Raw genomic sequence first — 12,366 nt, 5'->3', positions numbered from 1 at the left:
CAAAGTACGAGCGGCTGATGGGCGGGGCCGTCCCGATCGACAGCGCGCCGCCTCAACCGGTGGGGCCAAGGCCTGGCTCCAGTGTGCGTACGACGATCTCGGCATTACCGTTGCCGGGTGAAAGAACTGATCGCGCCCACCACCCGGCTGCACACCGCCTGGCTCGAGGCGCACGCGGAGTGGGGCCCCGGGCAGCACGAGGACGGTTTCGGGCTGCATCCGTCCGATGAGGTGAATTCGCCAGCCGGGTTCGCGGCATGGGTAGCCCGGCTACTGGGCCAGTCGGATCCGGCGAAACCGCTGGATGCCGGCAAAGGGCGTTGCACCTATCGATGGATCGTCGAGAGCAATCGGGTGCTCGGCGGGATCGCGCTGCGGCACGGTAGCAGCGACTACGTGCTGTGGGCCGGCCACATCGGCTACGGCATCCGGCCGTCCGCCCGCCGCCGGGGGCTGGCCACCTGGGCTCTGGGCCGGATGCTCGACGAGGCACGGACGCTGGGCCTGGATCGGGTGCTGGCAGCTGCGCGGTCGACAATGCCGCCTCGGTGAGGACGATCGAGCGGTGCGGCGGCGTACTCGAAGGCGTCCAGGACACCAGATTCGGCCCAGCCCGGCGTTACTGGATCGAGCTTTAGCGATCGCCTGAGTGCACGCTCCTGCCGCCGACCGGGTCCGGCTGGGGCGTGGGCTGGACCCGGGGGATCAGCACGCTCAGGCAGGTGACGCAGCCCTCGAGCTTCTCGTACTCGCCGATATCGACGACAACCGGCGTGAAGCCGAGGTCCGCCACGAGCGCCGCGGTGCGCGGCGCCGACGCGGCCAGCAGCACGAGGTCATCACCGAGCGGTACGACGTGGCAGCCGGCCTCCTCATCGACCGTGCGCACCGGCTGCCGCAGCGCCGCCGCGTCGAGCAGTTCCGGCAGCGCGAGCAGGGTGCCGTCGGGCAGCGCGGTCACGGCCGACTTGAGATGCAGCACGTCGCGCAGCGGGACCGGGATCACCCTGCGCCCGCGGGGCGCCAGGTGGGCACGCAGCTGGACCAGGCCCTCAGCGTTGGTGCGGCCGCCTCGGCCCACGTACACGGTGGTGCCGACCTGCAGCACGTCGCCGCCGTCCAGCGACCCGGGAGCCTCGATGCGCACGACCTCCAGCCCGGCGTCGCGTACCGCCTTCTCGGTGCCGGGGATCTCCGGACGGCGCTGCGGCGCGCCCGGCCGCGTGATCACCGCCAGGCCGCCGCAGACCACGACGGTGTCCTCGACGAACACCGAGTCGGGGCAGTGATCGGCGGGAGCGACCTCGCGCACCTGCCAGCCGGCTTCGACCAGCACGGCCCGGTACGCCTCGTGCTGACGCCGGGCCTGCGCGACGTCCACGTCGCTGCGCTCGATGTGGGTGACCAGCCCCTCGGCCAGCCGGCCGCTGGGTCGCCGGACCAGGGCGATGCCTCGCTTCATGCCACCAGTCTGCTGTGCGCCTGTAGCCAAGCTCAAGCAAGGCAGGCAGCAGCTCGCGCTGCGCCGTCGAGGAATGCGACTGCCGCTCGTCGCCGACCTGTACAAGGGCGACGTGTGTGGGCTGGCGGCTCAACATCAATATCGGTTGATCAGGACTTCTTGCTCGGTGACCTCTTCGGCTGCTCCGAAGGCGTCGGCGTCCGTGCGTCGCGTTGGTCAGCCGGCCATTTCCTCAACTGCCGATGTGCGGGCGCCTGAAGTTTGCGCTGAGGTGGGACGATGGACCCGTGTGGGGGAACCTGCCCGCGAAGGGACGTTTCTTACTGGTGGCGTTGGCGGTGTTCTGGACGGTAGGCGCGTTCCTGTTGCTGGCGTCATGGCGCAGCGCCGCCGCGGAGAACCGGGCTCGTCAGGCTCCTACCTGTTCCGAGAGTCAACTGTTCACCTCGGCGGAATGCCAGATCACCCTCCACGGCACGATGGCCGGGCTGACCCACGACCAGGCGAAGATGGACGTCAGCGGGCGCCACATTTCAGCGAACGTGACGCTCGCTGGACAGCTTCCCGACGTGGCCGGCGTCCCTGTGCGTGTGACGTTTTACCGGGGCGAGCCCATCCACATCGAGGTGCTGGATCTGAAGATCGATACGAACCGCGCGCCCAGCTCCAGCCGCGAGACCTTCCAAATCATCGGCATGTTCTTCCTGATCGGTGGCACCGTGCTGGTAGGCGCCAATGTGCTGTTGGGGTTCATCGGCCGACTGGGATCTCGGTAACGCACGCTTCTGCCGCGGGGCGTGCGACTGTCAACGGTCTGCCCGCCCCGGCCTTGCCGATTGCTGGTCTGCCCGGGAAGGTCCAACGGCGAACCCACTGGAATGATGATCGGATGTGGTGGCGACGTTGGCGGGGCCTACCACGAAGCATCCGCCTGGTCGTAGCTGTCCAGGTCGCTGTCCTCAGCTACGGCGGGTGCCTCCGCGCGTCTTCGGGGGTGGCGCGGTGGACGCGCGCACGACCAGCTGCACCGGCATGACCTCGTCGACGGCAGCGGCAGCCTCGTCCACAAGCTGGCGCATGAGCGCCTCACCGGCGCGGCGTCCTTGGCGCAGCACGTCCTGGCGCACCGTCGTCAGGTCGAGAGCTTCCGAAAGGACGTGGTCGTCGACTCCGATGACGGACAGGTCCTGGGGTACGGCCAGGCCCGACCGCCGGGCAGCGACCATGACGCCGAGGGCCATCTCGTCGGATGCGGCGACGACCGCGGTGGGGCAGGACGGGCCGTTCAGGACCGCCATGATGTCGCGTGCCGCCCCGACGGCCGTCCAGTCGGACTCGACGACCCACTCCGGCGGACAGCCCAGCCCCCGCTCGGCCAAGGTGTCCGCGAAGGCCCGGGCCCGGTCCTGGGGGGTCTGCAGGTGGGCGCTGGCGTCCGGCACGCCGCCGACGTAGGCGACGTCGGTGTGCCCGAGGTCCAGGACATGGCGCACCGCGGTCCGCATCGCCTCCTTGTCGTCGATCCGCACGCACGACCAGTCGCGGATCCGGTTGCCGATCGTGACGACCGGCAACCCGAGACGGTCGATGAGCGCCTGCTCCTGCTCGTCGAGCGGGGTCGCCAGGACGATCACGCCGTCCACGCGCTTCCAGAGCATGCTGTGGCTCAGGTGCAGCCGAGTGCCGAAGGACTCGCCCTCAAGGTCGATCAGCAGGACGTGGTGGTCGTGGCGGCGCAACGCCTTTTCGATTCCGCTGATCACCGTGGCGAAGAACCACCGGGTCAGGAACGGCACGACGACGGCCACGACCTTGGTGCGCCCGCTGGCGAGGGACGACGCGGTCGGGGACGCGACGTAGTGCAGCTCAGTGGCGGCCTGCGCGACGCGGGCGCGCGTCTGCGGGCTGACCCGGTCGAGACCGCGCAGCGCGCGTGACACCGTGGCGACCGACACGCCCGCCGCCCTGGCTACATCGTTGATGGTGCTCATGACAGCCAGGCCTAGAGCTGGATCTTCCGCCGTGCGCGGGCTGCCAGGAGCAGCAGCACGACGAGCACCGCGAGGAAGAGCGCGGACAGGCCGGCGGCCTGCCCGCGCAACTCCAGCAGGACGGTCTGGATGAACGCCATCACGGTGAAGAAGCCCAAGAGACCGATAAGCATGTCCAGGCGCTGGGCACGGGCACGTGGGTGGCTGCCCGTCCCGCTCCCGGGGTTGAAGATGCCCATTCCGTCCTCCGTCGCCGCCGTCAGCCCTTGACGCCGCCGGCGGTCAGGCCGGAGACGATGGCGCGCTGGAAGAACAGCACCATGATGATGAGTGGCACCGTGACGATGGTCCCGGCGGCCATGACGGCCGTGTACGGCTCCTGGTGCGGCTGGGAACCGGTGAAGCTCGCGATGGCGACAGTGACCGGCTGGGTGTTGGCGGTGGCGAACTGGGACGACAGCAGGAACTCGTTCCAGGCACTGATGAACGCCAGGATCGCGGTGGTGAACAAGCCGGGCGCTGCCAGCGGGAGCAAGATCTTGCGGAACGCCTGGCCCTGGGTGCAGCCGTCCATGCGCGCCGACTCCTCAAGCTCCCACGGCATCTCGGAGAAGAACGCCGTCAAGGTGTAGACGGTGAGTGGGAGCGCGAAGGAGATGTTGGGGATGATCAGCGCCTGGTAGTTGTACCCCGTCAGCCAGCCCCACGAGGAGAACATCTGGAACAGCGGGGACACCAGCGCGACACCGGGGAACATCGAGGCGCCGAGGATGAAGCCCAGGACGAGGTATTTGCCCGCGAAGTTCAGCCGGGAGATCGCGTAGGCGGCGAAGACGCCGACCAGCATGGCCAGCGCCGTCGTGATGACCCCGATGATGAGGCTGTTGAGCAGCGCATGGGCAAAGTGGTTGCCACGGTCCGTGGAGAACGCCGTCTGGAAGTTGTCCAGGGTCACGTGTGTCGGCCACGGGGTGGTGTCGAAGGTGTAGCCCACGTCCCGGAACGCTGTGACGATCATCCAGTAGAACGGCGCCAGGCCCCAGACGACGATGAGCAGCAGGCCGGTGTAGCCGCGGATGGTGCGCCAGCGTCCGCTCTTGACGTGCTGCTCGCGGGTGACCGTGGCCCTGTGGGTGACGGTGGCGATGGCCATGGCTGTCAGTTCCCTTCCACGGTCGACCCGACCGATGCGTCGTTGCGCGGCACCAGCTTCTCGCCACGCTTGCCCTTGGGCGGACGCTTCACGACGTCGGCGCCGCCGAACCGGATGAACAGGAACGCGACGAGCGCGATGACGAGGAACACGACCGTCGAGAGCGCCGAGGCGCTGTGGAAGCCCTCGCGGATCTGCTTGATCACGAGAATGGACAGCGTCATCGTCGCGTGGCCAGTGCCGCCGCCACCACCGGTGAGGATGTAGGGCAGGTCGAAGATGCGCAGCACGTCGAGGGTGCGGAACAGGACCGCCACCATCAGCGGCACCTTGATTATCGGCAGGGTGATCCGGGTGAACGTCTGCCAGCGCGACGCCCCGTCGATTTGGGCGGCCTCGTAGACGTCGGAGCTGATCAGCTGCAGGCCGGCGAGGATGAGCAGGGCCATGAACGGCGTGGTCTTCCAGACATCGGCCATGATGACCGCGAAGCGCGAGGGCCACGTGTCACCGGTCCAGAGCACCGGGCTGACGCCGACGAAGCCGAGCAGGTGGTTGGCAATGCCGTCGTACGCGAAGATGAAGAACCACAGCTTCGCGGTGACCGCGGTCGGGATGGCCCACGGCACGAGAATCGCGGCGCGGACCAGGCCGCGGCCGCGGAACACGCGGTTCATGATGGTGGCGAACCAGAGGCCGAGGACGACCTCGATCGCCACCGAGACGACCGTGAAGAACACGGTGACCCCGAGCGCTGGCCAGAACAGCGACCCGATGTTGCCCGGCGGACAGGTGCTGGTGCCCGTCGCGGTGCTGCACTGCGCCAGCAGCCAGTGCTTGTAGTTGTCCAGGCCCGCGAAGCCGCCCTCGACGAACATCCCGGTGGCCTTGTCCAGGCCCGAGTCGCTCTGGAAGGACAGGACGATCGCCTTGACCAGCGGGTAGACGATCACGACGCCGAGGAGGACGACCGTCGGCGCCACGAGGAAGAGCGCGCGGCGGCCCTGGCCCGCGTTCAGCCCCTTCCTCCTCTGCTCGCGACGGGGGCTCGTGCGCCTCGCCTCTGCGCCCTCGACGGTGGTGCTCATGTGGGCCTCCTTGCCCAAAGGTGCGGCTCAGACACCGCACTGAAGCCTGCCGAGCGGGGTCCGGGGTGCGGGACCGGGCGGCTTGCCCGGCCCCGCATCCGAGGGGAGTAGTGCAGGTCAGTGGGACGCCGAGGCGATCGCCGCCTGCATGTCCTTGATCGCCTGATCGGCCGACTTGTCGCCCTTGATCGCGGCGTAGGCGTTCTCCTCGATCGCGGTCGTCACCGCCGGGTAGAAGGGTGTGACCGGACGGGGGACGGCATTCTCGATCGAGGTCTTCAGCGTCGGCAGGTAAGGGGCCTTGGCGACGAGGGCCGGGTCGTCGTACATCGAGGCAACCACCGGCGCCAACGAGCCCTTCTCCATGAAGAACTTCTGCTGGGCGTCCTCCTCGATGAACTTCAGGAAGTCGAAGGCCGTCGCCTTGTGCTTGGAGTAGACGCTGATGCCCTCGCTGTGGCCACCGAGGCTGGATGCGCCGGGGCCGCTCAGGCCGGGCAGGGGAGCCACGGCGAACTTGTCCTTCACGACCGACGAGCCGTCCGTCTTGGCCAAGTTGTACACGTAGGGCCAGTTGCGCAGGAACAGCAACTTGCCGGCCTCGAACGCCTGGCGGCCCTGCTCCTCCTGGAAGGTGATGGCCTCCTTGGGGATGTCACCGTTCTTGTAGTGGTCGGCGAGCATCTGCAGGCCCTTGACCGACTCGGGGGAGTCGACGGTCGGCTTGCCCTGGTCGTCGACGATCTTGCCGCCAGCGGTGTTGATGGCCTCGGCGGCGTTGACCGTCAGGCCCTCGTACTTCGCGAACTGGCCGGCGTAGCACCCCATGTTCTTCTTCTTGGCGATGCTGCACATGCCCCACATCTCGTCCAGGGTCTTGGGCGGGGTGGGAACGAGGTCCTTGCGGTAGTAGAGCATGCCACCGTCACTGGCGAACGGCGCGGCGTAGAGCGTGCCGTTGTAGGTCGCGGCGGACACCGTCGGCTTGAGCAGCTTGCTGGTGTCTAGCGCGAACTGGCCCTTGAGCGGCACGAGCCAGCCCTTGGCGGCGAACTCCGCCGTCCACACCACGTCGGTGGTGACGACGTCGTAGCTCGGGTCCTTGGCCTGCATGTGCTGCACGATGTCGTCGTGCTGCTGGTCGGCCTGGTCGGACTGCTCCTTGAGCGTAACCTTCTCGTTGGGGTGGGCGGTGTTCCACTTCTCGATAGTCGCCGACCAGACGTTGCTGTTGTCCTTGCCGGTCACGAACGTGATGGGACCCCTGGAGTCGGCCCCCTGCGCTGCGCTGTCGCTGTCGCTCGACGAGCCCCCGCCGCACCCCGCGGTGGTGAGGGCCACAGCTGCAGCCGCTGCGAGCACCGCGTGGACGCGGCGACTTCTCTTCTGCTGGGCCATCCGCCCGCCTCCTATCGTTGGCGTGTCAGGGGCCGATCGCCTTGACACTGAGGGATTTCCGACTCGGAGTAAAAACGCTTGCGCACCGACTGGCAACGGGTGGCGGCACGGCAGCCGATAACGATTGGATAACCGCCGCAGGCGGGGTGGAGCTCGTGACGCACGGTGGCAGCCCGCTGGCACCGATGCCCGGATGTCGGCTCGGCCCCTGATTTGTGCTTCACCGCGGAGGACGAGGAGGCCCCGCCTGCAACGGCCCCAGGCACTGGCACGTCTTCGACGTCATCGCTCGCCGGCCGTCGCCAAACAGCGCTTCACGGCGAGCGCATTCGTGCCCGTTCGGCTACTCCAGCTGCCACTGTGGTGTCCCTGCCGTCGAGCCATGGTGGCTGACGACTGTCCCCTGCCACCAGGAGGGAGAGCGTCTCCGTCATGACAGCGGCCAGTTGGAATTCCCCACCGGCGGCCAGTTGCTGGGGAGACAACTGGCCGCCGACGATCACCGGGTGTTATGTGCTTCTCCCGACGAAGGTCGGTGCTGGAGCGGTCTGAGATGCGTCAGCTCTGTTCGATCCGAGTGGGGAGTCCCCGCTGGAAGTCCACGTCCTCAGCGCACCGCTCGCCGGGTGGAGCGGGTGTGTTCCCGTGCGGCGGTCAGCCGAGCCAGCGGCCATCGCGCATGAGGTCGCGTCCCCGCAGCTCGTTCGCCTCCCGCCAGGCCTGGATGCGCCGCGGCCGGATCAGGAAGTATTGGTAGGGCTCGTCGAGCTCGCGCGGGTCGAAACCGGTCTTGGTCGCGAACGCGTCGCCCGTCTCCGGCGCGAGGTCGGTGATGTCCACCGGCTCGGCCGTGCCGTCGACGACGACGACGTCGCGGGTCGGCCCGAGGCTGAGTCGCACCCGGCCGTCCGCCAGCAGGTTGCGGCCGGTGACCGAGGCGCGCGGCGTCGAGATGAGAAACGCGGTCCCGTCCCAGAGGTACGACAGCGGGATGAGGTGGACGCCGCCCGGGGAGCCCGACGTCGCGACCCAGAGATCGACGTCGCTCTTCAGTTTCGCGCGAGTGTCCCGCAGCCTCTCCTCAAGCCGACGCGGCGGCGCGTCCGTCATGCTTCCTCCAGTCACTCGTGGAGAGCCCTTCCTCCAAGGGGCGGGCTACGTCGGTCATCCGTCGGTTCACCCGGCGGCCGTCTCGTGATCGGCGACCAGGTAGGGCAGGCAGCAGTGACACATCAGGGCGCGGGTGCCGGCGATACGGCCTCCCATGCAAACCCGTCCGGGTCGGTGAAAGGTCCGGCATCGCCGCCGATCATGAGTCGGTGCGATCCGGTGCCGTCGGGAGCGACGCCGACATCCTTGGCAAGGGCACGGCGCCTGTACAGCGCCAGCTTGACGGGACTCGACCCGGTAGTGAACTCGACGTACATGCGGCCAAAGCTCTTCGCTACGGCGAGGCCGCGCTCGACGTAGAACCGCTTGCTCGCGGCCACGTCCGCGACTCCCAGCAGGAGCACGATCTCGTCGATCTGTCGGGTGGCCGGGCCGATGTCCTTCTTCGCCGAGGTCGCGACCTTCCAGATCGTCCCGTCCGGAGCTTGTACGACACCGCCGTAGCCCCAGAGCGACTTCGCGGCAGGCTTCAGCGGCGTGGCACCGGCCTCCAGGGCGGCGCCGATGAGGCCGTTGACGGTGGCCGGCTGGGACACCGTGAGCGCCAGCGTGAACCCACGGAAGCCGGTCGTCGGTGCCTCCGAGGCCCGCAGGCGTATCTGCGTGTCCAAACCGAAGGCGGCGGTGTAGAAATGGTTGGCGGCCGTGGGGTCGGCCACGTCGAGGGTGACGGATTCGATGGATGCCATGGCCATCACGCTAGGTGCGGCTCGGCGACCGGCGCTTCTTGATTCCTGACCGGTCTTGTCACCTGTTTTGCCACACACGGCGGCATCCCCGCCGCAGCGCCCGTCACGCGGCGCCGGTAGGCGCTGGGCGGCATGCCGACCAGCTCGGTGAAGCGGGTGCTGAAGGTGCCCAGCGATGAGCAGCCGACCGCGAAGCAGACCTCGGTGACGCTGAGGTCGCCACGACGCAGCAGCGCCGTCGCGCGCTCGATGCGACGCGTCATCAGGTACGTGTACGGCGACTCGCCGTAGGCCAGCCGGAACTGGCGGCTGAGGTGCCCGGCCGACATGTTCGCGCCGCGGGCGAGCGCCTCGACGTTCAGCGGCTGCGCGTACTCCCGGTCGATCCGGTCGCGGACCCGGCGTAGTCGCGCGAGGTCGCTCAGGCGCTGCGCCGCGGTGCGTGCGCGCCCCCACGAGGGGTGACACATGAGAGAACTCCTTTCATCGATGGCCGCGAGCGCCTGGGTTACCTGCCGAGCAGGCGGCGAGGTGCTCGATGGCGATGGCCGACTTGCCGGAGTCGACGAGCCGGTCGAGCAGGCCGAGCATCTGCTCGACGTCAGCCAGATCGAGGCCGGTGGTCGGCTCGGCGAGGATGTGAACGCCGCCCGTGTGGGCGGCCGGCGTGCGCGCCGCGCCCTCGGCGAAGAACGTCCAGGCCTCGGCGGCCCCGACATCGCGAGCACCTCTGCGATGGTGCGGCCGCCGAGGGGGTGGTCGAGGACAGCGGCCTCGAAGCACTGGGCGCCGCATTCTTCGCAGATGGTCGCGACGGCGGCCATCATGGCTGGATCGATGACCGGACGGCTCAGCGCAACTCCTGGATGCGGATCAGGTTGCCGGCGGGATCGCGGAAGGCGCAGTCGCGGATGCCGTACGGCTGCTCGATCGGCTCCTGGACGACCTCGGCGTCGCCGGCCTGCAGCTTCTCGAAGGTGCCGTCGAGGTCTTTGGTGGCCAGCAGGATCCAGCCGTAGGTGCCCTTGGCCATCATCTCGGCGATCGTGCGGCGCTCGTCGTCGGTGACGCCGGGGTCGGCGGCCGGCGGCGCCAGCAGGATGGACGTGCCGGGCTGGTCGACGGGGCCGACCGTGATCCAACGCATCGTGCCCTGTCCGACGTCGCTGCGGACCTCGAAGCCGAGGACGTCGCGGTAGAAAGCCAGGGAGGCGTCCGGGTCGACGTGCGGGAGGAAGGTCGTGTGAATGGTGATGTCCATGGCGATCAGGCTAGGTGCGCCTCGGGGGCCGGCGCTTCTCGATTCCTGATCGGTCTGGTCACCTGTTTCGCCACACACGGCGGCATCCCCGCCGCTTCCTCCGCAGCCATCAGTCGCCCATTCAGCTCCGCGTTCTGCTCCCGGGTGCGCTCCACCCCCTCTCGGGCCGTAGCCTCCCGACCAGATAGCCGAGTTCCGGAGCGCCGACCAGCGTCGCGTAGGGGTAACACTCGCTGACTGCAAGTCCCTCCGCCGGTGGGCGTCATGGCCTGGGCTGTAGATCCAACCCCTGTTCCGAGCCACCCCGACAGCGCCTCCCACGCCATGCCGGCCGCCTTGAGCCGCTCGGCGGCGCGGCCGCTGGCGATCGCTTCCTCCAGCCACGCCCGCCGGTCGGCCTGCGGCATCTCGTACCGGTCGCGGCGGCGCAGCAGCGTCGGCAGCGGGTCGTGGCGGAACAGCTCGGCCCGGTCGCGCCGGCGGGCCAGGGCGTGCTCGTACAGCGTGCTGCGCCAGTAGGCCAGCAGCTGGGCCGGTTCGTCGGTGCGCCGCAGGCCCTATACGACGTCGAGGCCCACATCGTCTACGAGCCCGCCCCCGCCCCGGTCGGCTGACGCCTACGAGGATGAGGCGAACAAGCTGCGCGCCAGTCTGCTCGGCCTCGGGGTGGCCGTCGCGCCTCTGCACCGATGGCACGCCGGCGAGGTCATCTACGAGGACTACGAGCCGTTCAAGGGGGTGATCCGGCTTTCCCGGTTGGTCAGGGACGAGGCTGGACCGCTCCACCGAGCAGCGGCAAAGCTGAACAGGCCCGCGTCCACTGACGCGGGCCCGTTCAGCCGCCGCCGGGATCCTCGTCCCGTCGCGGCTCAGCGGTCGTTCACGTTGGCGGCCACGATCCTCGGGCTGAACTCGAACAGGTTCGGGTCGTTCGGGTCGATGGTCACGGCCACCCAGTGGGTGTTGCCGTCGCCGAACGTCTCAACCCGGGTGAAATTCGCCACGACCTGGCCGTTGTCGTACTTCAGCGGCTTGTCCTCCTTGAAGTAGTGGCTGTCACCGTGCACGAGCGCAGACTGGCCCGGGAACGCGAGGACCTGCCTGCGCAGCTCGGGGAGGATCTCGTTGAAGCCGTCGTACTGAGCGGGCTGGAGCTTCTGCTCGTTGTTGAAGTTCGGGTCGGCCTGCCAGTCCACGAGTACGCCCTTCAGCCCCAGCCGCTTGGCCTCCGCGTAGGACTCCGACAGCCAATGGATGTTGGCCGCCTCACGCTCCTGGTGCTCGGCAGCCATCCGCGCGATCTCGCTTGCCGGCCGGTTCTCGCCGTCGACACCAACGTGCGGCAGGTTGTCGTTGGAGCCTTGGACGTTGAGGCCGATGAACATCACCGGACCTTCGACCAGACGAACGTTTTCCCGGTACTTCTCGTAGCCGGGTTCCTCGCTCTCCCGCTGCACCGTCATCGTGTGACGCCCGAGGCTCTGATCGGTCGGATAGAAGACCTGCCGCTCGTGGTCGAGTCGCTCGAGCGCGTCGAAGCCCCCGGTGGCCGGGCCGTAGCGGCCCCAACAGTCCGTCCAGTCGTTGTCGCCTGGTAGGGCGACCACCGGGCGGTCGAAGCTGTTGAACCACTCCAGCGCCTGCGTGTACAGCGCATCTGTGCAGGCGCCGTCGCCGCCCGCCTTGAGGTCGCCATCGAAGATCGAGAACGCGAGGTTAGCGTCGTTCATGTCCGCGATCAGACGCGGGTACTCGATCCGTCCGGAAGCGCCGTACGGCACGTCACCGAAGAGCCCGACCGTGTACGAACGGCCGTTCGCATGTCCATCCTCGTGATCGTCATTGTCTGCGTAAGCGCTGCCTGCGCCCATCAAACCAGTCACGACCGCAGCGGCTGCGGCCGCCGCGATCGAACTTCGCCAAATGCTTCGCATATCTGAGGCTCCAGTAGTGCTGGGGATGATCGACCGCAGCGTAGGTAGACGTGGCTGCACAACTCCCGCACGGTGGATTGCCGCGAAACGGCTGCTGAGCGAACGTTCGGCGGATCATGCCCGCGCCGGCGAACGACCTGCGGTCCGCCGGTGGGTTCCGAAGCGCCGGTGAACCAGGTGGCGCAGGCACTCCCCGCTGGTCTATCAACCACCGGTGGAC

General features: G+C 68.4%; 14 protein-coding genes and 1 pseudogene. 3 read left to right on the top strand and 12 right to left on the bottom strand.

Annotated elements, in window-relative coordinates; genetic code table 11:
* Positions 1 to 117: 117 nt before the first annotated feature.
* Positions 118 to 552 (top strand): GNAT family N-acetyltransferase, encoded by a 435-nt coding sequence (locus tag OG799_RS17660; RefSeq protein WP_406046126.1) that lies wholly within the window; start codon positions 118 to 120, stop codon positions 550 to 552.
* An 82-nt stretch (positions 553 to 634) separates the two neighbouring features.
* Here OG799_RS17660 and ddaH read toward each other — a convergent pair whose 3' ends face one another.
* The gene (ddaH, locus tag OG799_RS17655) at positions 635 to 1,462 is read right to left on the bottom strand and encodes a dimethylargininase (RefSeq protein ID WP_406046125.1); all 828 of its coding nucleotides are present in this window, start codon (positions 1,460 to 1,462) and stop codon (positions 635 to 637) included.
* Between the two features lie 287 nt (positions 1,463 to 1,749).
* On the opposite strand from ddaH, the gene OG799_RS17650 reads away from it, so the two are divergent.
* Positions 1,750 to 2,238 (top strand): hypothetical protein, encoded by a 489-nt coding sequence (locus OG799_RS17650; RefSeq protein WP_406046124.1) that lies wholly within the window; start codon positions 1,750 to 1,752, stop codon positions 2,236 to 2,238.
* A 183-nt stretch (positions 2,239 to 2,421) separates the two neighbouring features.
* Here OG799_RS17650 and OG799_RS17645 read toward each other — a convergent pair whose 3' ends face one another.
* The 10 genes and pseudogenes from OG799_RS17645 to OG799_RS17600 form a co-directional block, all read right to left on the bottom strand.
* Entirely contained in the window at positions 2,422 to 3,453 is a 1,032-nt protein-coding gene (locus OG799_RS17645) for a LacI family DNA-binding transcriptional regulator (RefSeq protein WP_406046123.1), read from the bottom strand.
* An 11-nt stretch (positions 3,454 to 3,464) separates the two neighbouring features.
* On the bottom strand, positions 3,465 to 3,626 hold the full coding sequence (locus OG799_RS17640) for a hypothetical protein (RefSeq protein WP_406046122.1): 162 nt from the start codon (positions 3,624 to 3,626) through the stop codon (positions 3,465 to 3,467).
* A gap of 86 nt (positions 3,627 to 3,712) precedes the next feature.
* A complete protein-coding gene (locus OG799_RS17635) occupies positions 3,713 to 4,606 on the bottom strand; it encodes a carbohydrate ABC transporter permease (protein ID WP_406046121.1) in 894 nt (297 codons plus the stop codon).
* 5 nt (positions 4,607 to 4,611) lie between these two features.
* The gene (locus tag OG799_RS17630) at positions 4,612 to 5,694 is read right to left on the bottom strand and encodes a carbohydrate ABC transporter permease (protein WP_406046120.1); all 1,083 of its coding nucleotides are present in this window, start codon (positions 5,692 to 5,694) and stop codon (positions 4,612 to 4,614) included.
* Positions 5,695 to 5,811: 117 nt separating this feature from the next.
* Entirely contained in the window at positions 5,812 to 6,942 is a 1,131-nt protein-coding gene (locus tag OG799_RS17625) for an ABC transporter substrate-binding protein (RefSeq protein WP_406046119.1), read from the bottom strand.
* A gap of 804 nt (positions 6,943 to 7,746) precedes the next feature.
* A complete protein-coding gene (locus OG799_RS17620) occupies positions 7,747 to 8,202 on the bottom strand; it encodes a pyridoxamine 5'-phosphate oxidase family protein (RefSeq protein ID WP_406046118.1) in 456 nt (151 codons plus the stop codon).
* Positions 8,203 to 8,324: 122 nt separating this feature from the next.
* Entirely contained in the window at positions 8,325 to 8,951 is a 627-nt protein-coding gene (locus OG799_RS17615) for a glyoxalase (protein ID WP_406046117.1), read from the bottom strand.
* 5 nt (positions 8,952 to 8,956) lie between these two features.
* Positions 8,957 to 9,421, bottom strand: coding sequence for a helix-turn-helix transcriptional regulator (locus tag OG799_RS17610; protein WP_406046116.1), 465 nt, complete (start codon positions 9,419 to 9,421; stop codon positions 8,957 to 8,959).
* Positions 9,422 to 9,464: 43 nt separating this feature from the next.
* A pseudogene (locus tag OG799_RS17605) lies at positions 9,465 to 9,787 on the bottom strand (excinuclease ABC subunit UvrA); the annotation flags it as partial.
* Between the two features lie 14 nt (positions 9,788 to 9,801).
* The gene (locus OG799_RS17600; protein WP_406046115.1) at positions 9,802 to 10,212 is read right to left on the bottom strand and encodes a VOC family protein; all 411 of its coding nucleotides are present in this window, start codon (positions 10,210 to 10,212) and stop codon (positions 9,802 to 9,804) included.
* A gap of 449 nt (positions 10,213 to 10,661) precedes the next feature.
* Here OG799_RS17600 and OG799_RS17595 point away from each other — a divergent pair, with 449 nt between their 5' ends.
* A complete protein-coding gene (locus OG799_RS17595) occupies positions 10,662 to 10,826 on the top strand; it encodes a hypothetical protein (protein ID WP_406046114.1) in 165 nt (54 codons plus the stop codon).
* A 255-nt stretch (positions 10,827 to 11,081) separates the two neighbouring features.
* On the opposite strand, the gene OG799_RS17590 is transcribed toward OG799_RS17595, so the two are convergent.
* Entirely contained in the window at positions 11,082 to 12,095 is a 1,014-nt protein-coding gene (locus OG799_RS17590; RefSeq protein WP_406046113.1) for a hypothetical protein, read from the bottom strand.
* Positions 12,096 to 12,366 lie beyond the last annotated feature (271 nt).

Source organism: Micromonospora sp. NBC_00898 (assembly GCF_045207895.1).
Lineage (GTDB): Bacteria > Actinomycetota > Actinomycetes > Mycobacteriales > Micromonosporaceae > Micromonospora.
This window is presented reverse-complemented; position numbering and strand designations above follow the sequence as displayed.

Coding starts and splice junctions, on each gene's coding strand:
- ddaH (WP_406046125.1), bottom strand. CDS start 1,462: ATGAAGCGAGGCATCGCCCTGGTCCGGCGACCCAGCGGCCGGCTGGCC.
- OG799_RS17645 (WP_406046123.1), bottom strand. CDS start 3,453: ATGAGCACCATCAACGATGTAGCCAGGGCGGCGGGCGTGTCGGTCGCC.
- OG799_RS17640 (WP_406046122.1), bottom strand. CDS start 3,626: ATGCTTATCGGTCTCTTGGGCTTCTTCACCGTGATGGCGTTCATCCAG.
- OG799_RS17635 (WP_406046121.1), bottom strand. CDS start 4,606: ATGGCCATCGCCACCGTCACCCACAGGGCCACGGTCACCCGCGAGCAG.
- OG799_RS17630 (WP_406046120.1), bottom strand. CDS start 5,694: ATGAGCACCACCGTCGAGGGCGCAGAGGCGAGGCGCACGAGCCCCCGT.
- OG799_RS17620 (WP_406046118.1), bottom strand. CDS start 8,202: ATGACGGACGCGCCGCCGCGTCGGCTTGAGGAGAGGCTGCGGGACACT.
- OG799_RS17615 (WP_406046117.1), bottom strand. CDS start 8,951: ATGGCATCCATCGAATCCGTCACCCTCGACGTGGCCGACCCCACGGCC.
- OG799_RS17610 (WP_406046116.1), bottom strand. CDS start 9,421: ATGTGTCACCCCTCGTGGGGGCGCGCACGCACCGCGGCGCAGCGCCTG.
- OG799_RS17600 (WP_406046115.1), bottom strand. CDS start 10,212: ATGGACATCACCATTCACACGACCTTCCTCCCGCACGTCGACCCGGAC.